At 70.7% G+C, this 26,669-nt stretch carries 24 protein-coding genes, 1 pseudogene and 1 riboswitch; of the genes and pseudogenes, 10 read left to right on the forward strand and 15 right to left on the reverse strand.

Annotation, left to right across the window (positions count from 1 at the left end; all coding sequences use genetic code 11):
• Positions 1–190: 190 nt before the first annotated feature.
• Positions 191–1,528, reverse strand: a complete 1,338-nt coding sequence (locus tag ACFXPK_RS19295; RefSeq protein WP_385076913.1) for an MATE family efflux transporter — start codon at positions 1,526–1,528, stop codon at positions 191–193.
• 422 nt (positions 1,529–1,950) lie between these two features.
• Here ACFXPK_RS19295 and dnaB point away from each other — a divergent pair, with 422 nt between their 5' ends.
• The gene (gene dnaB / locus ACFXPK_RS19300; protein WP_384994221.1) at positions 1,951–3,432 is read left to right on the forward strand and encodes a replicative DNA helicase; all 1,482 of its coding nucleotides are present in this window, start codon (positions 1,951–1,953) and stop codon (positions 3,430–3,432) included.
• Between the two features lie 40 nt (positions 3,433–3,472).
• Here the strand turns inward: dnaB and ACFXPK_RS19305 are convergent, their stop codons facing one another.
• Positions 3,473–4,351 (reverse strand): SDR family oxidoreductase, encoded by an 879-nt coding sequence (locus tag ACFXPK_RS19305; RefSeq protein ID WP_385076916.1) that lies wholly within the window; start codon positions 4,349–4,351, stop codon positions 3,473–3,475.
• An 86-nt stretch (positions 4,352–4,437) separates the two neighbouring features.
• Between ACFXPK_RS19305 and ACFXPK_RS19310 the strand changes: the two genes are divergently transcribed.
• Entirely contained in the window at positions 4,438–5,088 is a 651-nt protein-coding gene (locus ACFXPK_RS19310) for a TetR/AcrR family transcriptional regulator (RefSeq protein WP_385076919.1), read from the forward strand.
• A gap of 33 nt (positions 5,089–5,121) precedes the next feature.
• Here the strand turns inward: ACFXPK_RS19310 and ACFXPK_RS19315 are convergent, their stop codons facing one another.
• The 3 genes and pseudogenes from ACFXPK_RS19315 to ACFXPK_RS19325 form a co-directional block, all read right to left on the reverse strand.
• The gene (locus ACFXPK_RS19315; protein ID WP_385076922.1) at positions 5,122–6,135 is read right to left on the reverse strand and encodes an NADPH:quinone reductase; all 1,014 of its coding nucleotides are present in this window, start codon (positions 6,133–6,135) and stop codon (positions 5,122–5,124) included.
• Positions 6,136–6,322: 187 nt separating this feature from the next.
• Positions 6,323–6,985 (reverse strand): peptide deformylase, encoded by a 663-nt coding sequence (gene def, locus ACFXPK_RS19320; protein WP_385076925.1) that lies wholly within the window; start codon positions 6,983–6,985, stop codon positions 6,323–6,325.
• A 170-nt stretch (positions 6,986–7,155) separates the two neighbouring features.
• A pseudogene (locus ACFXPK_RS19325) lies at positions 7,156–7,527 on the reverse strand (VOC family protein); the annotation flags it as partial.
• Between the two features lie 140 nt (positions 7,528–7,667).
• On the opposite strand from ACFXPK_RS19325, the gene ACFXPK_RS19330 reads away from it, so the two are divergent.
• Positions 7,668–9,050 carry a serine hydrolase domain-containing protein gene (locus ACFXPK_RS19330; protein WP_385076927.1) on the forward strand — a complete coding sequence of 461 codons (1,383 nt, stop codon included), beginning with the start codon at positions 7,668–7,670 and terminating at the stop codon, positions 9,048–9,050.
• 166 nt (positions 9,051–9,216) lie between these two features.
• Here ACFXPK_RS19330 and ACFXPK_RS19335 read toward each other — a convergent pair whose 3' ends face one another.
• From ACFXPK_RS19335 to ACFXPK_RS19345, 3 genes are all read right to left on the reverse strand, one after another.
• Entirely contained in the window at positions 9,217–10,269 is a 1,053-nt protein-coding gene (locus tag ACFXPK_RS19335) for a restriction endonuclease (protein WP_385076930.1), read from the reverse strand.
• 116 nt (positions 10,270–10,385) lie between these two features.
• Positions 10,386–10,838, reverse strand: a complete 453-nt coding sequence (locus ACFXPK_RS19340) for a GNAT family N-acetyltransferase (RefSeq protein WP_385076932.1) — start codon at positions 10,836–10,838, stop codon at positions 10,386–10,388.
• 58 nt (positions 10,839–10,896) lie between these two features.
• On the reverse strand, positions 10,897–11,769 hold the full coding sequence (locus ACFXPK_RS19345; RefSeq protein ID WP_385076935.1) for a GNAT family N-acetyltransferase: 873 nt from the start codon (positions 11,767–11,769) through the stop codon (positions 10,897–10,899).
• 129 nt (positions 11,770–11,898) lie between these two features.
• Here ACFXPK_RS19345 and ACFXPK_RS19350 point away from each other — a divergent pair, with 129 nt between their 5' ends.
• Positions 11,899–12,561 (forward strand): HAD family hydrolase, encoded by a 663-nt coding sequence (locus ACFXPK_RS19350; protein ID WP_385076938.1) that lies wholly within the window; start codon positions 11,899–11,901, stop codon positions 12,559–12,561.
• A gap of 318 nt (positions 12,562–12,879) precedes the next feature.
• A complete protein-coding gene (locus ACFXPK_RS19355) occupies positions 12,880–14,787 on the forward strand; it encodes a globin domain-containing protein (protein WP_385076940.1) in 1,908 nt (635 codons plus the stop codon).
• Positions 14,788–14,814: 27 nt separating this feature from the next.
• On the opposite strand, the gene ACFXPK_RS19360 is transcribed toward ACFXPK_RS19355, so the two are convergent.
• From ACFXPK_RS19360 to ACFXPK_RS19375, 4 genes are all read right to left on the reverse strand, one after another.
• Positions 14,815–15,294 carry an NUDIX domain-containing protein gene (locus tag ACFXPK_RS19360; protein WP_384913418.1) on the reverse strand — a complete coding sequence of 160 codons (480 nt, stop codon included), beginning with the start codon at positions 15,292–15,294 and terminating at the stop codon, positions 14,815–14,817.
• A gap of 88 nt (positions 15,295–15,382) precedes the next feature.
• A complete protein-coding gene (locus ACFXPK_RS19365) occupies positions 15,383–16,276 on the reverse strand; it encodes a LysR family transcriptional regulator (protein ID WP_384994188.1) in 894 nt (297 codons plus the stop codon).
• A gap of 261 nt (positions 16,277–16,537) precedes the next feature.
• Complete coding sequence (locus tag ACFXPK_RS19370) at positions 16,538–17,668, reverse strand: cystathionine gamma-lyase (RefSeq protein ID WP_384994186.1); 1,131 nt, start codon at positions 17,666–17,668, stop codon at positions 16,538–16,540.
• An 8-nt stretch (positions 17,669–17,676) separates the two neighbouring features.
• Positions 17,677–18,057 carry a phage holin family protein gene (locus tag ACFXPK_RS19375; RefSeq protein WP_384994183.1) on the reverse strand — a complete coding sequence of 127 codons (381 nt, stop codon included), beginning with the start codon at positions 18,055–18,057 and terminating at the stop codon, positions 17,677–17,679.
• A 14-nt stretch (positions 18,058–18,071) separates the two neighbouring features.
• Between ACFXPK_RS19375 and ACFXPK_RS19380 the strand changes: the two genes are divergently transcribed.
• The 4 genes from ACFXPK_RS19380 to ACFXPK_RS19395 all read left to right on the forward strand — a co-directional run bounded on the left by ACFXPK_RS19380 (position 18,072) and on the right by ACFXPK_RS19395 (position 20,193).
• Entirely contained in the window at positions 18,072–18,389 is a 318-nt protein-coding gene (locus ACFXPK_RS19380) for a cupin domain-containing protein (protein WP_384994181.1), read from the forward strand.
• A gap of 131 nt (positions 18,390–18,520) precedes the next feature.
• Entirely contained in the window at positions 18,521–18,742 is a 222-nt protein-coding gene (locus ACFXPK_RS19385; RefSeq protein ID WP_384994179.1) for a DUF5326 family protein, read from the forward strand.
• 142 nt (positions 18,743–18,884) lie between these two features.
• Entirely contained in the window at positions 18,885–19,655 is a 771-nt protein-coding gene (locus ACFXPK_RS19390; RefSeq protein ID WP_384994177.1) for an IclR family transcriptional regulator, read from the forward strand.
• 103 nt (positions 19,656–19,758) lie between these two features.
• Positions 19,759–20,193, forward strand: a complete 435-nt coding sequence (locus ACFXPK_RS19395; protein WP_384913439.1) for an SsgA family sporulation/cell division regulator — start codon at positions 19,759–19,761, stop codon at positions 20,191–20,193.
• A 72-nt stretch (positions 20,194–20,265) separates the two neighbouring features.
• Here the strand turns inward: ACFXPK_RS19395 and ACFXPK_RS19400 are convergent, their stop codons facing one another.
• A complete protein-coding gene (locus ACFXPK_RS19400) occupies positions 20,266–21,621 on the reverse strand; it encodes a YibE/F family protein (protein WP_384994247.1) in 1,356 nt (451 codons plus the stop codon).
• 139 nt (positions 21,622–21,760) lie between these two features.
• Positions 21,761–21,905, forward strand: a riboswitch (TPP riboswitch).
• Between ACFXPK_RS19400 and thiC the strand changes: the two genes are divergently transcribed.
• The gene (gene thiC / locus ACFXPK_RS19405) at positions 21,898–23,793 is read left to right on the forward strand and encodes a phosphomethylpyrimidine synthase ThiC (RefSeq protein ID WP_385076952.1); all 1,896 of its coding nucleotides are present in this window, start codon (positions 21,898–21,900) and stop codon (positions 23,791–23,793) included. Its footprint overlaps the riboswitch before it by 8 nt.
• 114 nt (positions 23,794–23,907) lie before the next feature.
• Here thiC and ACFXPK_RS19410 read toward each other — a convergent pair whose 3' ends face one another.
• Both ACFXPK_RS19410 and ACFXPK_RS19415 read right to left on the reverse strand, forming a co-directional pair.
• The gene (locus ACFXPK_RS19410; RefSeq protein WP_385076955.1) at positions 23,908–24,753 is read right to left on the reverse strand and encodes a hypothetical protein; all 846 of its coding nucleotides are present in this window, start codon (positions 24,751–24,753) and stop codon (positions 23,908–23,910) included.
• Positions 24,754–24,893: 140 nt separating this feature from the next.
• Complete coding sequence (locus tag ACFXPK_RS19415) at positions 24,894–26,210, reverse strand: metallophosphoesterase (RefSeq protein WP_385076957.1); 1,317 nt, start codon at positions 26,208–26,210, stop codon at positions 24,894–24,896.
• Between the last annotated feature and the right edge of the window lie 459 nt (positions 26,211–26,669).

Genomic DNA, 26,669 nt, shown 5'->3' on the forward strand with positions numbered 1-26,669 from the left:
GGCCCGCCCCCCACACCCCCCGCGCCCCCCACACACCGCGGGCCGCGGCCCCCCCCCCGGGCGCCCCCCCCCCCTCTTCTCTGTCGTCTCTCTGTCGGTCGCGGCCTGATTCCGGCGCCATGTTTCACGTGAAACGGGCACACCGGGTGTTTCACGTGAAACGGCAACCCCGGAGTGGTGCGGCGGTGTGTCAGCGCGTCGCGCCCGTGACCAGCCACCGCCCCGAACGGGTCCGCAGCCAGAGCGTCACCATCCGCACCGCCATCATCAGCCCCATCGCCCACCAGAGAGCCGTCAGCCCGCCTCCGAGAACCGGGACCAGCAGGGCGACCGGCGCGAAGACCACCAGCGTCACCAGCATCGCCCCGGCGAGATACGGACCGTCCCCCGCGCCCATCAGCACGCCGTCCAGCACGAACACGATCCCCGCGAGCGGCTGTGTCACCGCCACCACCAGCAGCGCGGGCAGCAGCGTCTCCCGTACTGCCGAGTCCCCGGTGAACAGCGGGATGAACAACGGGCGCGCGATCACGATCAGCGCCCCCAGCAGTACACCCGAGGCGATCCCCCACTGCACCATGCGGCGGCACACCTCCCGGGCACCCTTGGTGTCCCCCGCTCCGAGGTAACGGCCGATGATGGCCTGCCCCGCGATGGCGATAGCGTCGAGCGCGAAAGCCATCAGGCTCCACAGCGACAGCAGGATCTGATGTGCGGCGATGTCCGCGTCCCCCAGCCGTGCCGCGACCGCCGTGGCGATCATCAGAACCGCCCGCAGCGAGAGCGTGCGGACCAGCAGCGGCGCACCTGCCTGCGCACTGGCCCGTATCCCCGCCGCGTCGGGCCGCAGCGACGCACCGTGGCGACGCGCTCCCCGTACGACGACGACCAGATAGACGGCGGCCATGGCGCACTGGGCGATCACCGTGCCCCAGGCGGAGCCGGCGATACCGAGGCCGGCGCCGTAGACCAGTGCGACATTGAGCGCCGCGTTGGCGCCGAACCCGCCGATGGCGACGTACAGAGGTGTACGCGTGTCCTGGAGTCCGCGCAGTACACCGGTGGCGGCCAGCACCACCAGCATGGCCGGGATGCCGAGGCTGGAGATCCGCAGATAGGTGATGGCGTACGGAGCAGCGGTGTCCGAGGCGCCGAAGAGCCCGATGAGCCACGGCGCGGCGGGCAGGGCGACCGCGACGACGACGGCGCCGAGCAGCAGAGCGAGCCAGATGCCGTCCATGCCCTGGCGGATGGCGGCTGGAAGATCGCCCGAGCCGACCCGCCGGGCGACGGCCGCGGTGGTGGCGTAGGCGAGAAAGACGAAGACGGAGACGGCGGTTGTCAGAAGGGCCGCCGCGATGCCCAGTCCGGCGAGTTGCGGGGTGCCGAGATGGCCGACGATCGCACTGTCGAACATCACGAAGAGCGGCTCGGCCACCAGGGCGCCGAAGGCCGGAACGGCGAGTGCGACGATCTCACGATCGTGGCGTCGCCGCCCGGTCCTGGATGCCGAGGGGGCCTGTGTCATGCGCTCAACCTAATCTTCCACAGGTAAGTGATGCAAGGTACTGGCGATCCTTACTTCCGGCGTGGGTGAAGGATCGGTTGTGCGCCGGTTCCGTTGATCTTGGTCCAGTCGGGAAAGTTTTTCTCCCCCACAGCCGGTGGACGGAAAAAACCCAGGTCAGAGCCTGTTCGGGAAGGGCGGTATGACTTTGTCCACAGCGCTGTCCCCCGGTCCGTGCACAGGTTCACCCATGTTCTCCACAGCATCTGGTCTCTCGTCCACATGGCCTGTGGATAACAAGATTGGCTGACGTCGTCGGCGGGCCTACCGTGGACCGGCGTCCGACGCGCCGGAACCGGAGTCAGCCCTCTCGTTTTGTCAGTGTCGTGCCGTACAAAGAGTGGCACGGCGAGGTCCGCTGGGCGGACATGAGGAGGTGGCCGGTGAGCATTCCCGAGCCGTTGGACGACCCCTGGACCGACACCGGTCCCAGCGACCGTCTGCCTGTCTCCCGGCAGCGCCGCGGCGAGGGCCGGGGGGGCAGGGAGGAGCAGCACGAGCGGGGCAGCGAGAGCGGGCCCTGGGGTGGCGGATCCGGCGGGTTCGAGCGGGTGCCTCCGCAGGATCTCGACGCGGAGCAGTCGGTGCTCGGCGGCATGCTGCTGTCGAAGGACGCGATCGCCGATGTCGTGGAGATCATCAAGGGCCATGACTTCTACCGGCCGGCCCACGAGACGATCTTCCAGGCGATTCTCGACCTCTATGCCAAGGGCGAGCCGGCCGACCCGATCACCGTGGCCGCCGAACTGGTCAAGCGCGGTGAGATCGGCAAGGTCGGCGGAGCCTCGTATGTGCACACCCTCGTCCAGTCGGTGCCCACGGCGGCGAACGCGTCGTACTACGCGGAGATCGTGCACGAGCAGGCGGTACTGCGCCGGCTCGTGGAGGCGGGTACGAAGATCACACAGATGGGGTATGCCGCAGACGGGGACGTCGACGAGATCGTCAACTCCGCGCAGGCCGAGATCTACGCCGTCACCGAACAGCGCACGAGCGAGGACTACCTGCCGCTCGGCGACATCATGGAGGGCGCGCTCGACGAGATCGAGGCGATCGGTTCACGCAGCGGCGAGATGACCGGTGTGCCGACCGGGTTCACCGACTTCGACTCGCTCACGAACGGTCTTCACCCCGGCCAGATGATCGTCATCGCGGCCCGTCCCGCCATGGGCAAGTCCACGCTCGCGCTGGACTTCGCGCGCGCGGCGTCCATCAAGAACAATCTGCCGAGCGTGATCTTCTCCCTGGAGATGGGCCGGAACGAGATCGCGATGCGACTGCTGTCGGCGGAGGCGCGGGTGGCGCTGCACCACATGCGGTCGGGCACGATGACGGACGAGGACTGGACACGGCTGGCCCGCCGGATGCCGGACATCTCGCAGGCGCCGCTCTACATCGACGACTCGCCGAACCTCTCGATGATGGAGATCCGGGCGAAGTGCCGTCGTCTCAAGCAGCGCAACGACATCCGGCTGGTGGTCATCGACTATCTGCAGCTCATGCAGTCGGGCGGCTCGAAGCGTGCGGAGAGCCGTCAGCAGGAGGTCTCGGACATGTCGCGAAACCTGAAGCTGCTGGCGAAGGAGCTGGAGCTGCCGGTGATCGCGCTGTCGCAGCTCAACCGTGGTCCTGAGCAGCGTACGGACAAGAAGCCGATGGTCTCGGACCTGCGTGAGTCGGGCTCGATCGAGCAGGACGCGGACATGGTGATCCTGCTGCACCGTGAGGACGCGTACGAGAAGGAGTCACCGCGCGCGGGCGAGGCGGACCTCATCGTGGCGAAGCACCGTAACGGCCCGACGGCGACGATCACGGTGGCGTTCCAGGGCCACTACTCGCGTTTTGTGGACATGGCGCAGACCTGACGCGAGGTGACGGGTGCCCGGACGCCCGCGCCAGGGCCGGTCACGGGGTGTGTCGCGCGTGTTCGGCCCGGGGTGCCGTGGGGGTGGCCGTGGTGTCCTTCGGGTGGTGGCGGCGCAGGTTGGCGGCGAGGACGCGGTCGAGCATGCGGTCGGAGAGCAGTGGTCCCAGGCGCATGATCAGGGCGGCGTCGCGTCCGGCGGTGTAGCGGGTGCGTGGTCTGCGGGCCGTCACGGCTTTCACGATGACGCGGGCGGCGGCGTCGGCGCTCAGGCCCGATGCGGTGCCCGTGGCCATCAACCGGTTGTTCGCCCGCACCAGGCCGCCGTAGCGCTCGTTCTGTTCCGGTGTCATCCGGGCGGCGAGGTCGTTCGCCGTGGCGATGCCTCGGGTGGCGATCTCGGTGCGTACGCCGCCGGGCTCGACGACGACCACCTGGACGCCCAGCGGTGCGACCTCGCGGCGGAGCGAGTCGCTGACCGCTTCGAGGGCGAACTTGGCCCCGGCGTAGGCGCCGTAGGTGGCCATGGCGTACTTGCCGCCGATCGAGCTGATGTTGACCACGCGGCCCTGGTCGCGCAGCAGCGTGGGCAGGAGCGCTTGGGTGACGGCGATGTGGCCGAACAGATTGACTTCGAAGACCTGTCGCCACCGCGCCATCGGCAGGGCTTCGACCGGGGCGTTGACCTGGACGCCGGCGTTGTTGACCAGCGCGTGCAGGGGACGCGGGTCGTCGGCGACGCGCGTGGCGAGCGCCTCCACGTGCGCGGGGTCGGTGATGTCGAGGATGACCGGTTCGACGCCGGTGGACCGGATGGCGTCGGCGTCGCGGTCGCGCCGTACACCCGCCAGCACATGGAACCCCTGGCGGGCCAGTTGGCGAGCGGTCGACGCGCCCATGCCGGTGGAGGCTCCGGTCACGACGGTCAGTTTCCGAGTTTCAGATGACGTTGTCACCTCGGTTACGTTACCAATTCAGATGACACTGTCAACTGTATGATGCGGTCATGGTCACCCGCGCCGAGTCCGCCGCCCTCACCCGCCGCGCCCTGCTCGACGCGGCCGCCGAACTGCTCGACCTCGGCGGCCCCGAAGCGGTCACCCTGCGCGAGGTGGGTGCGCGGGCAGGCGTGAGCCGAGGGGCGCCCTACCGGCACTTCACGGGCAAGGACAGCCTGCTGACCACTGTCGCGACCGAGAGCTGGCAGCGGATCGCCGACCGGATGCACACCCTGCGGACCGACCCGGCCCTCTCGGCCCCCGCCCGGGTGCGCGGCGCCCTCCACACCCTCATCGGCGTGGCCCGGGACCAGCCGCACCTGTACCAGATGCTGTTCCGGCGCCCCGGACACCGCCCCGAGGAACTCGGTGAAGGACTCGACCGCGTCCGGCGTCAGCTCTGCGGACCGGAGGACGATCCGGCCACGGACCGCATGCGCGCGGCCGGACGCTTCCACGCGGAGTTCCTGGCCGTCGTCACCGGTCTCGTCGGGGAGCGGGACACACGGCGGTACGGCGCGCTGCTGCTCACCAGCGCCCACGGCATCGCGGACATGGAGCTCAGCGGCCACCTGGACACGGACGCGCTGCGCTCCACCGCCGACGAACTGGTCGACACCCTCGTCCGTATGGTCGGCGGCGCCGACGGGACGGCGTAGCGGGGCGCACGCCCCGCCGACGCGGCCGTACGGTCACGGGAGGTCGAGCAGGACCTTTCCGACCAGGCCCCGTTCGAGCGCGGCGTGGGCGTCGGCGGCGCGTTCCAGCGGGAAGCGGTGCAGCGGCAGCCCGGCCTCCTCGCCCACGCGCAGGGCGCCCGCGGCGACCGCTGCCGCGACATCGGCGACCGCCTGCCGCTTCGCGGTGTCCGGGACCGTGTAGATGAAGACGCTCTGCCAGCGCAGGTTCGCCTGGAGCGAGGAGAGCACGGGAACGGACAGATGCTCGTTCTCACCGCCGGAGTAGTAGGCCACCACGGCTCCGGGGGCGGTGACGGCGATGTCGAGTGCGGCATTGGTGCCCGGCGCGACCTCCACGACGATGTCGACGCCCCCGGGCGCCCAGGCCAGGATCTCCGCGGTCGCGTCCCGCGCGCGGTAGTCGACCACGTGGTGGGCGCCGGCCGCGCGGGCCAAGGCGGCCTTGGCGGGGCCGCTGACCGTGGTCACCACCCGTGCGCCGGCCCAGCGGGCGAGCTGGACGGCCGCGTTGCCGACGGCGCCGGCGCCGCCTGCCACGAGCACGGTCGTGTCGCGCAGGGTGCCGGGGGCGATCCGTCCCGGTCCGCCGTCGTGGACGGTCAGCGCCCGGTGGGCGGTGAGGGCGGGGATGCCCAGGGCGGCGCCGAGCTCGAACGGGGCGTGGTCGGGGAGGGCGACGGCATGGTCGTCGCGGACGAGCGTGTACTGCTGGGCGGTCCCCCAGGGGCGCTCCCACGCGGCCTCCCAGAGCCACACCCGCTGTCCGGCACGGGCCGGGTCGACCCCCGGGCCGACGGCGTCGATGGTCCCGGCGCCGTCCTGGTGGGGCACCTGCTCGTCCATGCCCGGCGGCAGCGCGCGTCTGCGGCTGCGCCAGTCGGTGGGGTTGACGCCGGAGACGTGTACACGCACGCGTACCTCGCCCGGGCCGGGTTCGGGGACGGGCCGTTCGACGAACTGGAGGACTTCGGGGCCGCCGGCGGCCGTCCGGACGACGGACTTCATCGTTCACCTGTCTTTCGCTCGCCCCCGGGGTGTGTGGGGCGGCGCCGGGGGAGGCGCGCCGTCCCGCAGGGGCACCCCTGCGGAACTTCCCCCACGGGGCGGATATTCCGGGCGGTTCGCGAGCGGGTGAGGGCCTTCGTCCCCGGGAAGGCAGGGGTGCCGTCCCCGAGGAGCGTGCGGTGACGGCTCACCGCCCCAGTTCGGCGGCCCGCCCGGCGCGCCGGGCGAAGACATCCGCACGGCGGTCCGCCATCGTGCGCAGCGCGTCCTTGCGGTCCCGGGCGGAGAGCCGGTCGAGATACGTGTGGCCCAGCAGATGGTCGGTCTCGTGCTGCAGACAGCGTGCGAAGTAGCCCGTTCCCTCGATGACGAGAGGGGCGCCGTTCCGGTCGAGGCCGCGGACGACGGCACGGTCGGTACGGGGAAGCGCCATGGTGGCGCCGGGCACGGACAGACAGCCTTCGAGCTCGTCCAGGAGACGGCGGCCCCGTGGCGGGGGCAGTTCCAGGACCGGGTTGACGACGTGGCCCACATGCCGGACCCCCTGGTCGTCGGGGCAGTCGTAGACGAACACCCGGAGGCCGACGTCGACCTGATTGGCGGCCAGGCCGGCGCCCTCGGCCACGTACATCGTCAGGAACATGTCGTCGATCAGCGCCGACAACGCGGGGGAGCCGAACTCGGTCACCTCCCGGCAGGGGCGGCTCAGGATCTCCTCGCCGACCACCGTGATCCTGCGCACCGCGCCCCGTTCCGCTTCCGGCGACCGGGCGGGCCAGGAACCGACGGGGCGGCCCTGTACATGGACACGCCGGTCCACGGGCCGGGACGGTTCAGGGTGAACGGACACCGCTCTCTCCTTTTCCTGCTTCCGCGCCACGGGGTGAGGCGTTCGGCGCGCCGGTCCGGGGCTGGAGGACGAGAATCGGCAGCGCTGGCCGGACCAGCGGGACCGGGCACCGGACCAGCGGCGTCACGACGGGGCTTTCAGCGCCGTCGTCATCTCCGTACGGCGGGTCAGGCGGCTCGTTCGGCCGCGTTGCGCTCCACGCAGAACTCGTTGCCCTCGGGGTCCGCGAGGGTCACCCACCCCCGGCCGTCGGGGCGGCGGTGATCCGCCACGAGCGTGGCGCCCAGGGCGAGAACGCGTTCGACCTCCTCGTCACGGGTGTGCTCCTGAGGCTGGAGGTCCAGATGGACCCTGTTCTTGGTGATCTTGTCCTCGGGGACGGCGATGAACAGCAGCGTGACGCCCCGCGCTTCGAGGAGGGCTTCGGAATCTCCGGGCAGGTCGTCCTCGGCGAGAGAGGCACCGAGGACCTTGGCCCAGAAATTGCCCAGGGTGTAGGTGTCGGAGCAGTCGATCGCTATGTGGTGCACGAAGGAGGTCATGCGGCTCACTGTGGTGACGGCTGCCGGGGCTGTCCACCGGGTTTTGACGCCCTGTCCGGTTCCGGGCGCCGCGACGGAGGGGGTCCGGCGCGGCGTGAAATGCGGTCGACCGCGTGCTGACCTGTGGGTAGATGTGGTCCATGACGGAACCTTGGGAAGACTTGTTGCCCGGTACGCGGCGGGCTCTGCTGCACCGTATCGCTGTAGCGCAGACGGAGGCGCGGGTGCCTTCGGTGGTCGCGGCGGTGGCCCGTGAGGGGCGGACGGTGTGGACGGGAGCGCGGAGCTGCGGGGCGGAGCATGCCCCGGACGGCGCTACGCAGTACCGGATCGGGTCGATCACGAAGACCTTCACCGCCGTGCTGGTACTGCGGCTGCGTGACGAGGGGCTGATCGACCTCGCGGATCCGCTGGAGAAGCATCTTCCGGGAACGGGGGTCGGTGAGGTCACCGTCGCGCAGCTCCTCGGTCACAGCGCGGGGCTCGCCGCGGAGACCCCGGGGCCGTGGTGGGAGCGGACACCGGCCGCGCTGCGCCCGGAGCTCGCGGACGTGCTGGGCGAACGGCCGGTGGTGCACCCCACGGGAAGGCGGCACCACTACTCCAACCCGGGCTTCACGCTGCTGGGTTCGCTGATCGAGGCGGTACGGGGCGCGTCCTGGGAGGAGGTGCTGCGGCGCGAGGTCCTTGAGCCGCTGTCGATGGACCGTACGACGGTACGGCCGGTCGCGCCCTCCGCCGCGGGCTGGGCCGTCCATCCGTGGGCCGACGCGCTGCTGCGTGAACCGGTCGAGGATCTGGGACTGATGGCTCCGGCGGGGCAGCTCTGGTCGACCGCCACCGACCTCTGCCGGTTCGCCGGCTTCCTCGTGGAAGGCGACGAGAAGGTCCTGAGCGCCACGTCCGTGGCAGAGCTGAGGAGGCCGGCCGCGGCGCCGGAATCGGGGCAGTGGGACGGCTTCTACGGCCTCGGAGCGCAGGTCATCCGCCAAGGCGGCCGGACGCTCGTGGGTCATACGGGATCACTGCCCGGCTTTGTCGCCGGCCTGTGGGTGAGCCCGGAGGACGGGGTGGCGGCGGCGGTGCTGGCCAACGCCACCTCGGGGCTGGCGGCCGGATCGGTCGCGGCGGAGCTGGTCGGGATCGTGGCGGACGCGGAGCCACGGATCCCGGAGCCCTGGAAGCCGTTGCCCGAGGTGGACCAGGAGCTGCTGGCGCTCACCGGACCGTGGTACTGGGGGACACAGCCCGTGGGGCTGCGGCTGACGGCTGACGGTGGTCTGGAGCTGCGCCCGTTGCACGGCGGTGGGCGCGGGTCGGTCTTCGCCCCGGCGGCGGACGGCGGCTGGACGGGGCTCGACGGCTACTACGCGGGGGAGACCTTGCGCGTGGTGCGGCGGCCGGACGGGTCCGTGAGCCATCTCGACCTCGGCTCGTTCGTCTTCACCCGGGGGCCGTACGCCCCGGATGACGCGGTTCCCGGCGGGGTGGACGAGGCGGGCTGGCGCGGGCTCGGAGGGTAGGGGCCGATGGCGATGTTTCACGTGAAACCGGGTGCGAAGGCCGCCTGGCGGTGGGGTGCGGTCGTGCCCGAAGCCGCAAGCGTGGAGGGCGGCTTCGGGCCCGTCTGCTGAGACGCATCACCCGCCCCCGTCTGCCACCTGTGGATCACCGGTGTGCGGAGGCGGATCAGTGGCGGAACGCCTGGAGTTTCACGCCTCCGCTCCATGCCTCCAGCAGACCGCGGTGGACCGCCGTCATGTCGTGGCGCGCGGCGAGCAGCAGGGCGTCGCGGGTGAAGGGGCAGGCGGCGACGAGCAGGGCGATGTCGGCCTTGTGGTCGAGCCTGGCCATGCCGATGAACTGCTGTACGTCGCCGCTGGTGATGACCGTCGCGGGGGTACGTGGCGTGCACCGGACGACGACGCGGCGCCCGTCGGGGGTGTAGGCGACGATGTCGGCTCCGGTACCGCCGTGGCCACCGGTCACGGTGACCGGATCGCATCCGTCCCGGCGGCAGAGCCTGGCGATGTGCTGGGTGAACTGGTATGTGCTCATGGCGTCGAGCGCATCCGCCGATCCGGCCGCTTCGCGCTCGCGCAGGACGCGTTGCAGACGGGTCACCTCGTCCTCAAGGGCTTCGATCCGGGCGCGCTGGTCGCCGTCGTTCCGGATGGCGGTGTTGAGCACCGGGACGATCGCCGTGCCGATGGTGGTGCGGACGATGTCCTCGGCGATGCGTGCGGCGCCCGCGTCGGCGGGTGCGGCTGGGTGGTGCGCGAGGGCGTCGGTGATGCGGGTGTCGATCCACTCCTTCAGCCTGTGGATTAAGTTGTCCACAGGCTCGGTGGAGTGCGCGCGCTCACTGTCGAGCAGGTAGGTACGCACCTGACGTGCGACGATGCTGTCACGGAGCAGCATCGCGGTGTTCAGGACAGCGCGTCGGGAGAAGATCCCGACGGAGCGGCTACGGGACTGGATGCCACTGAGTTGCTTGAAGCAACTCAGTTCCTCGCCGCTGAGAACGCGGTATCCGTTCGACTGGAGTTCGCTCCGGTGGTCGTGGATGACCGCGCGGATGACCGGCTCGCTCACCTCGAAGTAGGCGGCGACGTCCTTGGTCGTGGCGTGGAGCCCGTCCGGTGAGAGGGCCAGTTCCTTGACCTTGTCGAGAACGTCGTCACGCCCGGCGACGCTCGCGCGCAGGGAGCTGGACTCCAGCAGAACTATCTCGTCGAGCATGTGACCCGTCTCCTCCTGGGCCGGGTGCGGCCCGTCGGTGGGGGCGGGATCTCGATGGGCATACGTCCTGCCCCCTTGCCGGGGGCAACGAGTCCGATCGGATAAGGATGCGGTTTTCAGACACTCAGTTTGAATCCGATGTGGGAGGCGGTGAAGCCGAGCCGCTCGTAGAAGCGGTGGGCGTCGGTGCGGGTGGCGTCGGAGGTCAGTTGGACCAGTTGGCAGCCTTCGCGCCGGGACATGTCGATCGCCCATTCGATGAACCGGGTGCCGAGGCCGCTGCCGCGTTCGTCGGAGTGGACCCGTACGGCCTCGATGAGCGAGCGGGTGGCGCCGCGGCGGGAGAGCCCGGGGACGATGGTGAGCTGGAGCGTCCCGACCACGCGGTGGTCGCGTACGGCCACGACGAGGTGCTGGTTCGGGTCGGCGGCCAGGCGCTCGAAGGCCGCGGCGTAGGGAGCGAGGTCGTCGGGGGACTCGCGCTGCGCGCCGAGCGTGTCGTCCGCCAGCAGGGCCACGATGGCCGGGATGTCGTCAGGGGCCGCGGGCCGGATCTCCAGGTCGCTCATGATGGGCAGGGTACGCCGCGGGGCGCGGCCGGGCGTGCGGGGGCGGTGGGGGTACGGGTCAGCCCGTGGCCAGGTTCAGAGGGGCGAACAGCCGCGTCCGGTCGCCCGGCAGGCCGGGGACGCCGTGGACCATGAGCGTGGTGAGGGCGGTGGGCTCCAGACCGTGCTCTTCGAGCCAGTTCAACAGCTCTGTGTGGCGTACGTCGACGGCGGTGCGCAGCGGTCGGTCCGCGGCGGGGGCGAGGGCGGCGACCAGAGCCTTCGCCGTATCGGTGTCCCGGGCGACGAGGGGCCCGACGACATCGGCCGCCGGGGTGGGCCAGGCGGCACCGTAACCGGTGATCGTGGAGCCTTCCTCGGCGACCCTGAGGCGGTCGGCGAAGGCGGGGAGCCGAGCGAGGAGATGGGTGCGGTCGGCGCCGAAGACTTCGTTGTCGAGGCGGATGATGGCGGGCAGGTCGGCGGCGGTCGCGGGCCGGGTGGCCAGGGGAGGCGCGGTGGGGCCCGGGTGCCGCAGACGGCCGAGGACGGTCCGGGTGGTGCCGATACCGGTGAAGCCGAGCCGTTCGTAGAGGGGTCTGCCCTGGGGTGTGGCGTGGAGGACGAGCGGGGTGGTGCCGGCCTCGTGCAGGACGTGGTTCATCAGGCGTTGTCCGAGGCCTTGGCGGGCGTGGCGGCCGGCGACGAGGAGCATGCCCACGGCGGTGAGTTCTCCACCGTGGGGGCTGCTGCCGTAGGAGGTGACGACGCAGGTGGCGGCCAGGCCCTTGCCGTCCGGATCGTCGATGCCGTGTGCGGTTCCCGCGGCCAGGAGCAGGCTCCAGCGGTGCTCTTCACGCGCCCAGTCGCGGTCTTCGGTGAGATCCGCGCAGGCCGTGAGGTCTCTCATGGTCAGGCGTCGGACGGGCAGTGCGGAGAGCGATGTCGACATGGGGGCCAGGCTGTCGGATCCGGTGATCGTTCGTCCAGCGGTTTGCGTGGTTTCACGTGAAACACGGTGCTGCCGGTGGCCGGTGATCGTCTGCCCTGCGCGCGAGCGCGCGTACTAACCTCGGCGGACATGGCAGCAAGTATGGCGAGCCCGGCGGACGGGCGCAGGCTTCATCTCTTCGACCTCGACGGGACGCTCATCCGTGGCTCGGCCGCCGCGGTGGAGATCTCCCGGCAACTGGGGCTGGACCGTGAGATCGCGGAGCTGGAGCGGGGGTTCGTCTCGCTGGGGCTGGCGCCGGACGAGTTCGCGGTCCGGGTGCGGGAGTTGTGGGCCGAGCTCACGGTGGAGCAGGTGGCGGCGGCTTTCGAGGGTGCTCCCTGGCTGTCGGGAATCCGTGAGGTCTGGGCGGACATCCGGAAGAGGGGTGATTACTGCGCTGTTATCTCCCTCTCGCCTGATTTCTTTGTTTCGCGGCTGCTGGAGTGGGGCGCCCACGCGGCGCATGGTTCGCGGTGGCCGGCTCTGCCTTTCGTCGAGCCGGTGGACCGGGCGGGCATTCTCGATCCGGCCGCGAAGGTGAAGATCGCGAACCAACTGTGTGCGGAGTTCGGGGTGGGGCTGGACCACTGTGTTGCCTATGGTGATTCGATGTCCGATGCGGAGATCTTCACGGTGGTGCCCTGCGCGGTGGCGGTGAATGCCGATCATCACCTGGCGGGGCTCGCCACGCACACGTACTCGGGAGGGGATCTGCGTGAGGTCTATGAACTGGTGCGCCTCCAGCAGTAATACTCTGACCCGGAGGCGCCGTGGAAACGCGGCGGGGGATCCGGCGATTGAGTGCGGGAGCGATGCACCCTAACGGTAAATCCAGTGCGGATGCCCGAACTTCGCGCTCTTTGTCCGTCGTGGAGGCGTGGTCTGCCATGCTGCGACGACGGGCATTGCGCGCTATGTCGTATTCCTGTGCCTCGTCTCCCCGTGGGGGTTGTGACGGGGGTTGAGACGGGCTGTCATCAGTCCGAGTCAGAACGGGGAATCGCTTGCGTATTCCGGATCACCGGAAGTGCGCAGACCGACCGAAAGATGTTCGAGGCGAGGCACATCATGGACGCTCCGACCACCACGTCGGCTGACAACGGCACTTCCGGGGACGGCGGCGGCTCCGGGGAGCAGACGGGCGGCGGCTGGTTCGCCCCTCGCCGGGCGCCGAGCGGCGAGGGCCGGACGGACCCGGCGGGGCCGGGCGGGGCCGGGGAGGCGGGCCGGGACCGAATACCCGCCCAGGGCCGCACCTTCGCCTCGCTACGCCCGGTGGGCTCCGGTGGGACCCGTACCGCGCCACCGCGCCGCGAGGGCCCGCCGGGGCAGGCGCCGAACCCGGGGCAGGCGCCGAACGGTGCCGAGCACCCCGCTGCCGTGCCGCCGTCCCCGGTGGACGACGGCGTTCCCGACGCGTTCCGCCCGCGCTCCAAGGGGCCGCGCGCGGAGGAGGGGCCCGCGGCGCATCCGCAGGTCTCCGAGGGCCCGGAGCCGGCCGGGAACGGGGCTGTCGGCCCCGATTCGGCGGCCGCTGAGGCAGCCGTACGGTCGGCCGCCGCACGGCCCGGTCCCGTACCGCCGGAGTCGGCTGACGCCGTACGGCACCATCCCGTTCAGCCGGAGTACGAGCGGGTCCCGGGCGCGGAGGGCGCCGCTGGGGCGCCGGCCCCCGCGGAGCAGGACGCGCGGGGGTCCGGCGGCGAGCAGGGCTCGCAGAGCGAGCCGCTGCCGCCTCAGGCGCCGGTGTCGGCGGCGCTGCCGCCCGAGGCGCCGGTCGCCGCCGCGGCGGCCCCGTCCGGGCAGCCGTCCGTCGTGCCGCCCGCTCCCGCGGCCCCGGACCCGAACGCCTCGCCGGACGCGATCCTCGTCCGCCGGACGCTCGCCGAGGTCGGCCCGGTGTCGAAGCAGCTCACCTCGTACTTCTACTCGCTGCTGTTCGTACGCCATCCCGAACTGCGCGCGCTGTTCCCCGTGGCGATGGACGCGCAGCGCGACCGGCTGCTCAAGGCGTTGCTGACGGCCGCCGAGCACATGGACTCGCCCGATGTCCTCACGGACTATCTGCGCCAGCTCGGGCGCGGCCACCGCAAGTACGGCACCCAGTCCGTGCACTACCCCGCCGTCGGTGAGGCCCTCATGGGCGCGCTGGCGCGCTACGCCTCGGCCAGTTGGGACGAGGAGACCGAGGGGGCCTGGGTACGGACGTACACGACGATCTCCCAGATCATGATCGACGCGGCGGCCGAGAACGAGCAGCACGCCCCGGCGTGGTGGCAGGCCGAGGTGGTCTCGCACGAGACGCGGACCTCGGACATCGCCGTGGTCACCGTCCGTCCCGATCAGCCGTACCCGTTCCTCGCGGGGCAGTACACCAGCCTGGAGACGCCGTGGTGGCCTCGGGTCTGGCGGCACTACTCCTTCGCGTCGGCTCCGCGGCCGGACGGGCTGCTGTCGTTCCACGTCAAGGCGGTGCCGGCCGGCTGGGTGTCCAACGCGCTGGTCCACCACGCCCGTCCCGGTGATGTCCTGCGGCTGGGGCCGCCGGCCGGTTCCATGACCGTCGACCACAGCACGGACAACGGTCTGCTCTGTCTGGGTGGGGGCACCGGTATCGCGCCGATCAAGGCACTGATCGAGGATGTCGCCGAGCGCGGGCACCGGCGTCCGGTCGAGGTCTTCTACGGCGCGCGCAGCGATCACGACCTGTACGACATGGAGACGATGCTGGAGCTGGAGAGCGCCCATCCGTGGCTGTCGGTGCGTCCGGTGGTCGCGGAGGGCCCCACGGCGGGGCTGGCGGGGCGGCTGCCCGAGGCGGTGCGCGACCACGGTCCGTGGCACGAGTTCGACGCGTATCTGTCGGGGCCGCCGGGGATGATCCGCAGCAGTCTGGACGCGCTGCGGGGTTCCGGGATCCCCTCCGAACGGATCCGTCACGACTCCCTGGACGAGCTCGTCGCGGCCACCACATAGGCACGGTCAGGGGGCGTACCCGTCAGGTCACCCCAGGTCGGGGGCGTGCATGGCGCGTACGCCCTCGATGTTGCCGTCCAGGTAGTGGCGCAGGGACAGAGGGACGAGGTGGACGGCGGCGATACCGACGCGGCTGAACGGCACCCGGACGATCTCGTACTCCCCCGAGGGTTCGTCGATCTCGGGGCCGTGGCGCAGCGAGGTGTCCATCGAGTCGAGCCGGCAGACGAAGAAGTGCTGCACCTTCACGCCGGTGACGCCGCCGTCGGCGATGTGTTCCACGGTGTCGACGAAGCACGGCACCACGTCGATGATCTTTGCGCCGAGTTCTTCGTCCACTTCGCGGTGGAGGGCGTCGACGACGGTGGCGTCCGTTCTCTCCACCCCGCCGCCGGGGGTGAGCCAGTACGGGTCCACCCCTGGTTTGGTCCGTTTGATCAGGATCAGGTCGTCGCCGTCCAGCAGGATGGCGCGTGCGGTGCGCTTGACCACGGGCCGTTCGGTCATGGGAAGAGGTTCGCCCGTCCTGCCCCTTCTGAAACGCCCGGCGGCCCATCGGCTCGTGGCCGCGCCGGTCTCCGGGCGGTTCTTCCGGTCACCACTCCACTGCGGCCCGCAGCAGCCACTCGTGGGCCCGCGCGACCGGCGGAAGGGCGAGAGTGCCGGTGCGTACGGCGAGGAAGTAGGTGCGCAGCGGGGGTACGGGCGGGTCGAGCAGGGCGACGACCTCGCCGCGCTCCAGGGCCGCCTCGCAGAGGTAGCGGGGCAGGACGGCGAGTCCGGCGCCGGCCGCCGCGCACTCCAGGACGGCCCGCAGATCGGGGGCGATCACCGTGCCCGCCGCCGCGGGCCGGGTCTCGAACACGGTGGCCCAGTAGCGGGAGACGAACGGCAGCGACTCGTGGACCTCGACCACCGGGAGCTGTTCGAGCACCACGACGCCCTCGCGCAGCACCTCCTGGCCGAGGCGGGCCGCCCAGCGGGGGGCCGCGATCAGGACGTGTTCCTCGTCGCAGAGCGGAGTCGCGGTGAGGAGCTGGCCGCGTGGCCGGGTGGTGGTGATGGCCAGATCATGATGTCCGGCGGCCAGCCCTTCCAGGGTTTCCTCGGAGTTTCCGAAGAACGAGGTGCGCAGGGCGAGGCCCTGGGCGGTGAGCGGGGTGAGCGCGGGCAGGGCGCGCAGCGAGGTGAATTCGGGGGGACCGGCGAGGTGGAGGGTCCGTACGCCGGACTCCTCGTCGAGTCCGGTCTCGGCGATCTCGACCAGCGCGTCGAGGTGGGGGGCGGCGCGGTGCGCGAGTTCGTCGCCGATGGTGGTGGGGGTGACCCCGCGGGCCTGGCGGAGGAAGAGAGGGCGTCCGAGCTGCCGTTCCAGGGTCCTGATCTGGCCGGTCACGGCGGGCTGGGAGAGGCCGAGGAGGGCGGCGGCGCGGGTGAAGGAACCGGCGCGGTGCACGGTGACGAACGTGCGCAGCAGAGCCAGGTCCATGTCCCGCTCTCCCGTCTTGAACCGCGCCCGCGCCCTGCCGGACAGGGCCTCGCTCCCCCGGCACCCCCGCGATGCCAACTATAAATAAGTCGATAGGCCGCTGTCGCTACTGTGATTGGACACTGACGCAGAGTCAACTAGCCTTGGTTAAATGGTTCTCCGCGCGTGGAACGGCGGGGAACCGACGACGGTCCGAGCCATGAGGGGGGAGGCTCGGACCGTCTCTTTCGTATACGGCTTCGTGTACGGCGCCGGGCGTCGTCAGCGCACCGTGTCGAGGGCGCGCAGGACGTCCGCGAGCAGGTCCTCGGGGTCCTCGGCGCCGACGGAGAGGCGGATGAACCCCTCCGGTACGGCGTCGCCGCCCCAGCGTCCGCGCCGTTCGGCGGTGGACCGCACGCTGCCGAAGCTGGTCGCCTCCTCCACGAAGCGCAGCTCTTCGAGGAAACGTTCCGCCTTTTCGCGGTCGGGCAGGACGAAGGAGACCACCGAGCCGAAGCGGTGCATCTGACGTGCGGCGACGGTGTGCGAGGGGTCGCCGGGCAGCCCGGGGTGGCGCAGCCCGCTGATGTCGTCGCGCTCGGCGAGCGCGCGGGCGAGGACCAGCGCGTTGGCGCACTGGCGCTCGGACCGGAGGTGGAGGGTGGCCAGCGAGCGGTGCGCGAGCCAGGCCTCCATCGGCCCCGGGATCGCCCCGACGACCTTGCGCCAGCGCCGCACCCCGGCGGCCAGTTCCGGATCGCCGCTGGTCACATGGCCCAGAAGCAGATCGCCGTGGCCGGTCATGCCCTTGGTGTCGCTGGCCACGGAGAAGTCCGCGCCGAGTTCGATCGGGCGCTGGCCGAGCGGGGTGGCGAGGGTGTTGTCGACGGCGACGAGGGTGCCGCCGGCGTGCGCCTCGCGCACGAGCCGGCGGATGTCGCAGACGTCGAGGCCGGGATTGGACGGCGTCTCGATCCACAGGAGGCGGGCCCCGGCCAGGACGCGGAGCTGCGCGTCCCCGCCGGTGGGCGCGGTCCGCACCTCCACGCCGTACGCCTCCAGGCGTTCGCGCAGCAGGGGGAGCGCCTGGTAGCCGTCGTCGGGCAGGACGACCGCGTCACCGGCCCGGAGCTGGGAGAAGGCCACCGCGGAGATCGCGGCCATCCCGGAGGCGAAGGCGACGGTCTCGACGGACCTGCCGGGCGCCTCCAGCTCGCTGATGGCCTGTTCGAGAAGGGTCCAGGTCGGGTTCTCGTCACGGCCGTAGGTGTACGGTCCGGTCGGGTCGCCCGGCAGGTGGAAGTGGGCGGCGAAGACCGGCCCGGGAAGGGTCGGTTCGTGCTTGACCGGCTCGGGCAGCCCGGCCCGTACGGCACGGGTCCCGTCGCCGATGTTCTGGGGGTGGTTCATCAGCGGCCTCAGTCGTTGTCGTCGGGGAGTGCGACGTTGAGCGCCCAGGACACGACGGAGATGACCAGACCGCCGAGCACGGCCGTCCAGAACCCCTCGACATGGAAGCTCAGACTCAGTTTGTCCGCGAACCAGGAGGTCAGCAGCAGCATCAGGGCGTTGATCACCAGGGTGAACAGCCCGAGAGTCAGGATGAACAGCGGCAGGGTCAGCAGCTTCAGCACGGGCTTGACGAGGAAGTTGACCAGCCCGAAGAGCAGCGCCACCAGGATCAGCGTGAGCGCCTTCTTGCCGGTGCTCTCACCGGTCAAGGTGATGTTCTGGATCAGCCAGATCGCCACCGCCAGGGCAGCCGCGTTGGCGATCGTCTTGACTAGGAAATTCTTCATGGTCTGATCGTGGCATGAAGGCATTCCGACTGGATGAGCTGGAGGCGGAGCGTGCCGCCAACGACGGCGCGTATCTGCAGTTTGTACGGGAACGCAACATGTCCGTGGGGCTGTACGCGCTGGACGCGGGGGCGAGCGACCCGCAGCAGCCGCACCGGCAGGACGAGGTGTACTTCGTCGTGAGCGGCCGGGCGTCGATCACCGTCGGGACGGAGACGACCCAGGTGAGCCGGGGCAGCGTGGTCTACGTGCCGGCCGGGGCCGCGCACAAGTTCCACCACATCACGGAGGATCTGCGGGTGATGGTCGTGTTCTCGCCGCCTGAGGGCTGACCCTCAGGCGGGTCTCAGGGTCGGATCAGGGGAGAGCGGGGGCTGCGGAGCCCCCGCGGGGTCCGGTGCGGCTCTAGCATCGAAGGCGTACAGCGGTCACATCAGGAACTCGGTGAAGCGAGGTAAAGACGATGGCGGTTCGGGAGATTTTCACGGGGATGCCGTGGTGGGTGAAGTGGATCGCGGTGCCCGTGATCGCCGTCGTGGTCTTCGGCGGACTGATCATGAGCGTGCTCGCCTTCGTGATCGGTGTGCTGTTCAAGGTGCTGATATTCGTCGCCCTGGTCGGCGGTCTGATCTACGTCGTGCGGAAGTTCACGGCGTCCTCCTCGTCCTCGCGCGGCGACTGGTAGGGCTGTCAGTCCATAGGGCTGTTAGCCCGCCAGAGGGAAAGGTGAAGAGGAAACCAACCCCGGCTGTGACCTGCCCCTAGAGTGGCTCACCTCTGCCGCACCCGGCGGGCTTCCGGCCCGTCCGCACGCCTGGGGGTGATCTTTGGTCACAGCTACATCCGCCGCGGTTCCCACGCTGATCGGATCGGTGCGGCGGGCTCTGCGGCTGCTGGAGTCGGTGGGCTCCCACCCTGACGGAGCCACCGCCAAGCAGCTCGCGCGCGAGACGGGGCTCCCTCTCCCCACCGCCTACCACCTGCTGCGCACCCTCACCTACGAGGGCTATCTCCGCCGCGAGAGGGGCGTCTTCGTCCTCGGGGACGCCGCCCAGCGGCTGGTGCACGCCGGAGCCGTCCGCGGCCGCCGTGCCACCCTCACCGAGATCCTCGCCCGGCTGCGCGACGCGCTGGGCGTCCCCGTGTACTTCGCGGTCTACCACGAGGGCGAGCTGGACCTGGTCTCCGTGGCGGACAGCCCCGCGTACCCCGCGGTCGACGCCCGGGCCGACTTCCGCGCGACGGCCCACGCGCACGCGATCGGCCAGTGCCTGCTGAGTCAGCTCGACGAGGCGTCCCGCCGCGACCATCTGGACCGGTATCCCGTCCGTCCGCTCACCCCGTACTCCGTGCCCGACCGGAGCACCCTGCTGGAGCGCCTCGACGCGCTGGGACGCATGGAACCGGTCGTCTCCCGCCAGGAGTACCGGCTCGGCACGGTCTGCGCGGCCGTACCCGTCACGGTCGGAGCCACAGCGGCCGCCGTGGCCATTTCTATACCGCTCTGTCAACAGAAGCGGCTGCTTCCGACGGCCGAACGGTTACGCAGAGAGATCGGATCCCTGCTGACCTCGCAAATCCTCTCTATCAGTATCTGAAAAATTACTCCTTGTGATCTGCTAGCGCTTACAGGACGATTGCGTCAAGAGGGTCAACGGGGATCATTCCCAGCCACTGTTCCATCTACTCCGGAGTACAACGATGCGCGAGTCGGTCCAGGCCGAGGTCCTGATGAGCTTCCTCGTCTCCGAGGAGCTGTCGTTCCGTATCCCGGTGGAACTCCACTACAAGGTGGCTGATCCCTACGCGGTACGGATGACATTCCATCTGCCCGGCGATGCGCCTGTGACCTGGACTTTCGGTCGCGAATTGCTGCTCGACGGCATCAACACACCCAGCGGGGACGGCGATGTGCACATCTCCCCGACGACGCCCGAGGACCTCTCGGACGTCCATATGCGGCTCCAGGTCGGCGACGACCACGCGCTCTTCCGTGTGAGCGCCGCGCCGCTGGTGGCCTTCCTGGACCGTACGGACCGGCTGGTCCCGCTCGGCCAGGAGTGCACGCTCAGTGACTTCGAAGGCAGCCTTGAGGAAGAGCTGGGCCGCATCCTCGCCGAGGAGAACGCGGGCTGACGGCCCGTCGAGGGGGCCGTCCGGGTGATTCTGCCGGCCCGGGTGGCCCGGATCCCTTCCGCCCCGCTCGGGCTACTTCTTGCGGCGGCGTCCCCGGCCGCCCGGACCGCGCGCCGGCGGGGTCGGCACCAGCAGCCCCGGGGACTCCTGAGCCTCCCAGCCGGGCCCGGCTCCCGGGCCCGCCCCCGGTCCGTCCGGGAGGGGCGGCGAGGACGGGGCCGCGGGGTTCTCCGGGGCGGACCGGTCCGCGGAGACCACCAGCGCCGCCAGCGCCGTCGTCACCGGCACCGAAGCGACCAGACCGATCGACCCCACCAGCGTCCGTACGATCTCCTCCGCCACCAGCTCACTGTTGGCGACCGTCCCCACACTCGACTGCGCGATCGAGAAGAGCAGCAGCAGCGGCAGCGCGGCACCCGCGTAGGCCAGCACGAGCGTATTGACCACGGACGCGATGTGGTCGCGGCCGATCCGGATGCCCGCCCGGTACAGCGCGCGCGGCCCCATCGTCGGATCGGCCTGGCGCAGCTCCCACACCGCCGAGGTCTGCGTCACCGTCACATCGTCCAGCACACCGAGCGAACCGATGATCACCCCGGCCAGGAGCAGACCGCTCATGTCGATCTCCGGGTAGAGGCCATGGATCAGCCCCGTGTTGTCATCGGTGTTGCCGGTCAGGCTCGCCCAGCCGATGAAGAGCGACCCCAGCAGCCCGATCAGCAGCAGCGAGATCAGGGTGCCCAGCACCGCCACCGAGGTACGGGCCGTCAGACCGTGGCACAGATACAGGGCGACCAGCATGATCGCGCTCGCCCCCACCACCGCCACCACCAGCGGATTCGAGCCCTGGAGGATCGCCGGCAGGATGAACAGCGTCAGGACCGCGAACGAGACCACGAGCGCCACCAGCGCCATGACCCCTCGCATCCGCCCCACCACGATCACCGCGAGCGCGAAGATCCCCGCCAGCAGCGTCAGCGGGAACTGCCGGTCCACATCGGAAACCGAGTACTGCAGATCCCGGGGAGCGTCCGGCGCATAGGCGACCACAACGCCCTGTTTCACGTGAAACTGCCGCGGTGCGTCCGGCTGGACGATCTCGACGAACGTGTGACCTTTCTCCTTGCCCTCCTTCAGCTCGACCGTCGCCTTCTTGCACTCCCCGGTCTCCTCCTGGACCGCCTCGCGCCCCTGCGGAGTCGAGGTGTCACCGGTCGACGGGACCTGGGAGGCGTTCACGTCCTTGCAGGCGACCCGCTCGATCTGGACCACCTGGCCCGCGAAGGTCTGCCGGTCGAAGCCCACACCGGTGCGCTCGTGCGCGGGTGCACCACCCGGCCAGAGCACGGCGAGCCCGACCACCACGGCGGCCGCGAACGGAATCAGCACCGCCGCGATCACCTTGCGGAGGTGCCGGGAGACCGGCATGGCGGGGCCGTGGCTGTGCGAGTGGCCGTGCGGTTCGTGAGTCTGCGTGGGTGGGGTCACCGACCGATCATCGCAAGAAGCCGGAGGATGCGGGGGCCCTCTGTTCAGCGCGCCCGATATGACGCTAGCGTGGAGTCACCTTTGCACACGCGGGAGCTCGGAGCACCGGGCTGAGAGGGCGCTGACGTGTAGTCCCGGGAACGGAACCCCGGACACCTGCGCTGCGCCGACCGCTGAACCTGTTACCGGGTAATGCCGGCGTAGGGAGTAGGTCTCATGACCCATCAGGACGCACACACGCCTGCCTCCGGCTCGGAGGAGACCGGCGTCGACCAGGCCCCCTCGGGCCCGGCCTCCGAGGACACCGCCCTCTCCGGCGGGGCAACGGGCGGGCGCGCCATCGGCTGGCACAAGGGATACATCGAGGGCTCCCGCCCCGATCTCCGCGTGCCGGTCCGCCAGGTCCACCTCACCAACGGTGAGGACGTCACGCTGTACGACACCTCGGGGCCGTACACCGACCCCACTGTCGACACCGACGTACGGCGCGGTCTCGTGCCGCTGCGGGAGAACTGGATCATCGGCCGAGGCGACACCGAGGAGTACGCGGGCCGGCCGCCGCGCCCCGAGGACGACGGGCTCAAGCACACCTCCCCGCGCGGCGGGCTGCTCGGGGGCGGGGCGACGGACCTGCGGGGCCTCGACGCGGTCTTCCCCGGACGGCCACGCCAGCCGCGCCGGGGCCGCACGGACCGGGCGGTCACCCAGCTCGCGTACGCCCGCCGGGGCGAGATCACCCCGGAGATGGAGTACGTCGCGATCCGCGAGAGCGTCGCCCCGGAGGTGGTCCGCGAGGAGATCGCCGCGGGTCGCGCCGTGCTGCCGGCCAACATCAACCACCCGGAGACCGAGCCGATGATCATCGGCAAGCGGTTCCTGGTGAAGGTCAACGCCAACATCGGCAACTCCGCGGTCACCTCCTCCATCGAGGAGGAGGTGGAGAAGATGACCTGGGCGACCCGCTGGGGCGCGGACACGGTCATGGACCTCTCCACCGGCCGCAACATCCACACCACCCGTGAGTGGGTGCTGCGCAACTCCCCCGTGCCCATCGGTACCGTGCCGCTCTACCAGGCGCTCGAAAAGGTCGATGGCAAGGCCGAGGAACTGACCTGGGAGATCTACAAGGACACCGTGATCGAACAGGCCGAGCAGGGCGTCGACTACATGACGGTCCACGCCGGTGTACTGCTGCGCTACGTACCGCTCACGGCCCGCCGGAAGACCGGGATCGTCTCGCGTGGCGGTTCGATCATGGCCGCCTGGTGCCTGGCGCACCACAAGGAGTCGTTCCTGTACGAGAACTTCGACGAGCTGTGCGAGATCCTCGCGGCGTACGACGTGACGTACTCCCTCGGCGACGGGCTGCGGCCGGGCTCCATCGCGGACGCGAACGACGAGGCGCAGTTCGCCGAGTTGCGCACGCTGGGCGAGCTGAACTCGATCGCCAAGAGCCACCACGTACAGACCATGATCGAGGGCCCGGGACATGTCCCGATGCACAAGATCAAGGAGAACATCGACCTCCAGCAGGAGATCTGCGAGGAGGCGCCGTTCTACACGCTCGGCCCGCTGACCACCGATGTCGCCCCGGCGTACGACCACATCACCTCCGGGATCGGTGCGGCGATGATCGCGTGGTGGGGTACGGCGATGCTCTGCTACGTCACCCCCAAGGAACACCTCGGCCTGCCGGACCGCGACGACGTGAAGACGGGCGTCATCACCTACAAGATCGCGGCTCATGCGGCGGATCTGGCCAAGGGGCATCCGGGGGCGCAGCAGTGGGACGACGCGCTGTCGGACGCCCGGTTCGAGTTCCGCTGGGAGGACCAGTTCAATCTGGCGCTCGATCCGGACACGGCACGGGAGTACCACGACGAGACGCTGCCGGCGGAGCCCGCGAAGACCGCGCACTTCTGCTCGATGTGCGGCCCCAAGTTCTGCTCGATGAAGATCTCCCAGGACATCCGGCGCAAGCACGGTGGGGAGATGGCGGGCGGCGCGGACGGGACCGGAACACCGGCGGAGGAGATCGAGGCGGGCATGGCGGAGAAGTCCAAGGAGTTCGCCGCGGCCGGCAACCGGGTCTATCTGCCGCTGGCCGACTGACCGTCACGGCGCCGGGCGGGACGCCTGTTCACGGACTCGCGCGGGCCCGTATCCCCGTATCGCTCCGGGGCATCGGCAGTCCCCCACCGGCGCCGGGCCGGGTGGCCGGCCGGGTCACTCCGGCCGGTGCTCCGGGCCGCCGAAGTCGGGGCTGGTGAAGTCCGGGCCGCTGAAGTCCGGGCTGCTGAAGTTCGGCCGCTGACCGGCGGTGGAGCCCTCGTGGGGGCTGCTGAAGTCCGGCCTGCTGTAGCCGATCTTGGGAAGCTGCTTGGCCGACCGGGGCGGGTTCGGCGTCGCCGGGTCCACGCTCGGGTCGGCGAGCGCCGCCCGCAGGAAGGGCAGGATGCCGCGCTCCAGCAGGGCGTGGCGCCATGCCTCGCGCGCCCGGGCGACCTCGTCGGGCAGCTCTCCGCCGGCCGTCTCGTCGGCGGGGAGCTGCGTCGAGCTGTTGCGCAGCGCGGTGACCAGCAGCCCCACCGCGGCGGCCAGGATGCCGAGCGCGGTGACGGCCGCGAAGAACCAGCCCACGGCGAGCATGCTGTCCGCGAAGGCGGGTGCCGGGTCGAGCGCCTTCAGCAGAAAGCCCACCAGCAGGAAGATCGCCGCCGCGGTGCCGCCGAGGACCGGTACCAGGACCGTGATGACGGCGGTGAGCCCGGCGCCGGAGTCCGTCGTGTCGTCCTCCGCCGGGTCCAGCACGGAGTCGTGTACCGACGTGGCGGTGCCCGGAGAGCGGAACTCCCCGCGGATCTTGGTGTAGTGCTCGTACTCGGCCGCCGCCGGTGCGGTGATCCGGTCCGTCGCGTTCAGCGCCAGGGTGCGCAACTGCTCCGCGTTGAGCCGCTGCCCGACCGTGGCGAGGTCCGGACGTTCGTGCGCATTGCGCAGCACATCGCCAAGGATCCGCTCGAAATCCGCGCGATCCTCGCTCAGCAGGTGCGGAGCGCTTTTCATGTGCATCCCCCGATACTCCGTGGGGCCGTAGCGCCCGTGTGGTACGAGCCGCAGTCGGCGGAAACGGAGGAGAGCCTGCTACGGATAAGCCGATGGTAGAGCGATTTTGGCGTGGCGTGACAGGGGGTTTCCGGAAAACACCTGTCCTACATTGACGATGTGGCCAACGGAAGCTGTACGACCAGCAGTTTTCCTGCCATCGTCACTCCGCCGTCCATGGCGATGGCAAGTCCGTCGGCATATACGTGTGGCCCTTCCACCACCGGTCCGGTGTCGTCTTCGTCGTCCGACGCGTCTTCTGTACCGACTTCGCCGAGCAGATAGGGAATGGGGCTGTGGCCGTGGACGACCCGTCCTCCGCCGTACTGGGAGAGGAGTTCCTGGACCGCCTGCGGGCCGCCCTCGTCACGGAACGCGAAGCGTTTGGTGAGTTTGCGGAAGAGGTCCCAGCATTCGTCGGCGTCATTGCGCGTGAGGATCTGGTGGACCGCGTCGTTGACGTCGTCGATGGAGGAGCCGTAGTCGAGATAGGCCGTGGTGTCGGAGTGCATCAGCAGATGCCCGTCCTCCTCGACGACCGCGTCGAGCCGGGACATCCACTGGAGATGGACGTCCTGGAGGCGCTCCATGTCGGTGCGCTGGCCGCCGTTGAGGATCCACGCGGCCTGGAAGGTGGCGGTGCCCGCACCGGAGTTGACGGGGGTGTCGCCGAACCGCCTGGCGCCGATGAGGAGCAGTTCGTGATTGCCCATCAGGGCCTTGCAGTAGCCGCCGGCCGCCGCGGCCTCCGCGGAGAGCCGCATGACGAGGTCGATGACGCCGATGCCGTCGGGGCCCCGGTCGGTGAAGTCGCCGAGGAACCAGAGGCGGGCGTTGCCGGCCGCCCACCGGCGTTCGGCGTCGATGAGGCCCTGTTCGGCGAGGGCGCCGACGAGTTCGTCGAGGTAGCCGTGCACGTCACCGACGACGAAGAGCGGCCCGGGCCCCTCGGACCCGGTGTCCTCGGCGGGGGCGGCGAGGACCTGTGTGGCGTCGTCCGGGCTGACCCGTGTGATCACCGGGAGATCGCGTTCGGTGGGGGTGTACCCCTCCGGCATCTCGTCGGCGGAAATCGCGTCGCCGGGGTGGGCCGAGGCGGTGGCCGTGGGATGCCCGGGCGCGCCGGGGCTCTCCATGTGCCCGGCGGGGCGCGGCGGTTCCTCGGGCGCGCCGTGCGGGTGTTCCGCGGGCGCGTCGAGGGGCGCGGTTCCGGCCTCGGGCGCGGTGTCCCGCTGCTCCGGTACGGCGACGGGCTGTTCCGGTACGCCGCCGGGGTGCCCCGAGGGGCTGTCCGGCGCGGGGCCGGACGGTGCGGGCTGTGCCGGCTCTCCGGACTGCACGGGAACCTGCGCGTACGGCGGTACGCGGAAGTCGCGCAACGTCGCCGTCCGCACCGCGGGTCCCTGACCGGCCCCCTGTGTCATCGACCCCTCCACCACCGTCGTGCCGCCGTACACCTCTCGGGCCCGCCGCGCCGCCGGACGGGGTGAGCCCGTCGGCGGAGAAAGGGAAGGTCCGTGGTGTCGTGCGCCCATCATAGGAATGACCTCGGGCCTCTGTGACGCACCAGGGGTGGTGAATCCGATCGTACCGCCGGTTCGGCGGCTGTTTTCTCGCCGATCGCCCGAAATGCGGAAGGTCCGGCCGTTCGGCCGCTCGCGGGGATCCGCGGGTCGGACGGCGCCGCACCGCCGTGAACACGGGGCGGCGGCCGGTCGCGTCCCGGGGTGGGGGCGGGCCCCGCGAGCCCGGGCGCGGGGGGGCGGCCGCCGCGGGCGGCGACGGCGAGGGGCGGGGAGCCACCCCCGACGAGGGCGGGGGGGGCGGGCGCGGCGGCGGCGGGGGGGGGGTGGGGGCGGGGCGCGATTGGGGGTGTTGTGAGG

This window comes from Streptomyces sp. NPDC059142 (genome assembly GCF_042755665.1).
Lineage (GTDB): Bacteria > Actinomycetota > Actinomycetes > Streptomycetales > Streptomycetaceae > Streptomyces.

What these genes read in the sequence shown, in the direction of transcription:
- ACFXPK_RS19330 (WP_385076927.1), top strand. Translation starts at nt 7,668, where the DNA reads ATGACGGAACCTTGGGAAGACTTGTTGCCCGGTACGCGGCGGGCTCTG.
- ACFXPK_RS19345 (WP_385076935.1), bottom strand. Translation starts at nt 11,769, where the DNA reads ATGTCGACATCGCTCTCCGCACTGCCCGTCCGACGCCTGACCATGAGA.
- ACFXPK_RS19395 (WP_384913439.1), top strand. Translation starts at nt 19,759, where the DNA reads ATGCGCGAGTCGGTCCAGGCCGAGGTCCTGATGAGCTTCCTCGTCTCC.
- ACFXPK_RS19355 (WP_385076940.1), top strand. Translation starts at nt 12,880, where the DNA reads ATGGACGCTCCGACCACCACGTCGGCTGACAACGGCACTTCCGGGGAC.
- ACFXPK_RS19350 (WP_385076938.1), top strand. Translation starts at nt 11,899, where the DNA reads ATGGCAGCAAGTATGGCGAGCCCGGCGGACGGGCGCAGGCTTCATCTC.
- thiC (WP_385076952.1), top strand. Translation starts at nt 21,898, where the DNA reads ATGACCCATCAGGACGCACACACGCCTGCCTCCGGCTCGGAGGAGACC.
- ACFXPK_RS19370 (WP_384994186.1), bottom strand. Translation starts at nt 17,668, where the DNA reads ATGAACCACCCCCAGAACATCGGCGACGGGACCCGTGCCGTACGGGCC.
- ACFXPK_RS19415 (WP_385076957.1), bottom strand. Translation starts at nt 26,210, where the DNA reads ATGACACAGGGGGCCGGTCAGGGACCCGCGGTGCGGACGGCGACGTTG.
- ACFXPK_RS19295 (WP_385076913.1), bottom strand. Translation starts at nt 1,528, where the DNA reads ATGACACAGGCCCCCTCGGCATCCAGGACCGGGCGGCGACGCCACGAT.
- ACFXPK_RS19365 (WP_384994188.1), bottom strand. Translation starts at nt 16,276, where the DNA reads ATGGACCTGGCTCTGCTGCGCACGTTCGTCACCGTGCACCGCGCCGGT.
- ACFXPK_RS19360 (WP_384913418.1), bottom strand. Translation starts at nt 15,294, where the DNA reads ATGACCGAACGGCCCGTGGTCAAGCGCACCGCACGCGCCATCCTGCTG.
- ACFXPK_RS19385 (WP_384994179.1), top strand. Translation starts at nt 18,521, where the DNA reads ATGGCGGTTCGGGAGATTTTCACGGGGATGCCGTGGTGGGTGAAGTGG.
- ACFXPK_RS19335 (WP_385076930.1), bottom strand. Translation starts at nt 10,269, where the DNA reads ATGCTCGACGAGATAGTTCTGCTGGAGTCCAGCTCCCTGCGCGCGAGC.
- ACFXPK_RS19340 (WP_385076932.1), bottom strand. Translation starts at nt 10,838, where the DNA reads ATGAGCGACCTGGAGATCCGGCCCGCGGCCCCTGACGACATCCCGGCC.
- ACFXPK_RS19380 (WP_384994181.1), top strand. Translation starts at nt 18,072, where the DNA reads ATGAAGGCATTCCGACTGGATGAGCTGGAGGCGGAGCGTGCCGCCAAC.
- ACFXPK_RS19315 (WP_385076922.1), bottom strand. Translation starts at nt 6,135, where the DNA reads ATGAAGTCCGTCGTCCGGACGGCCGCCGGCGGCCCCGAAGTCCTCCAG.
- ACFXPK_RS19400 (WP_384994247.1), bottom strand. Translation starts at nt 21,621, where the DNA reads ATGCCGGTCTCCCGGCACCTCCGCAAGGTGATCGCGGCGGTGCTGATT.
- ACFXPK_RS19410 (WP_385076955.1), bottom strand. Translation starts at nt 24,753, where the DNA reads ATGCACATGAAAAGCGCTCCGCACCTGCTGAGCGAGGATCGCGCGGAT.
- ACFXPK_RS19310 (WP_385076919.1), top strand. Translation starts at nt 4,438, where the DNA reads ATGGTCACCCGCGCCGAGTCCGCCGCCCTCACCCGCCGCGCCCTGCTC.
- ACFXPK_RS19375 (WP_384994183.1), bottom strand. Translation starts at nt 18,057, where the DNA reads ATGAAGAATTTCCTAGTCAAGACGATCGCCAACGCGGCTGCCCTGGCG.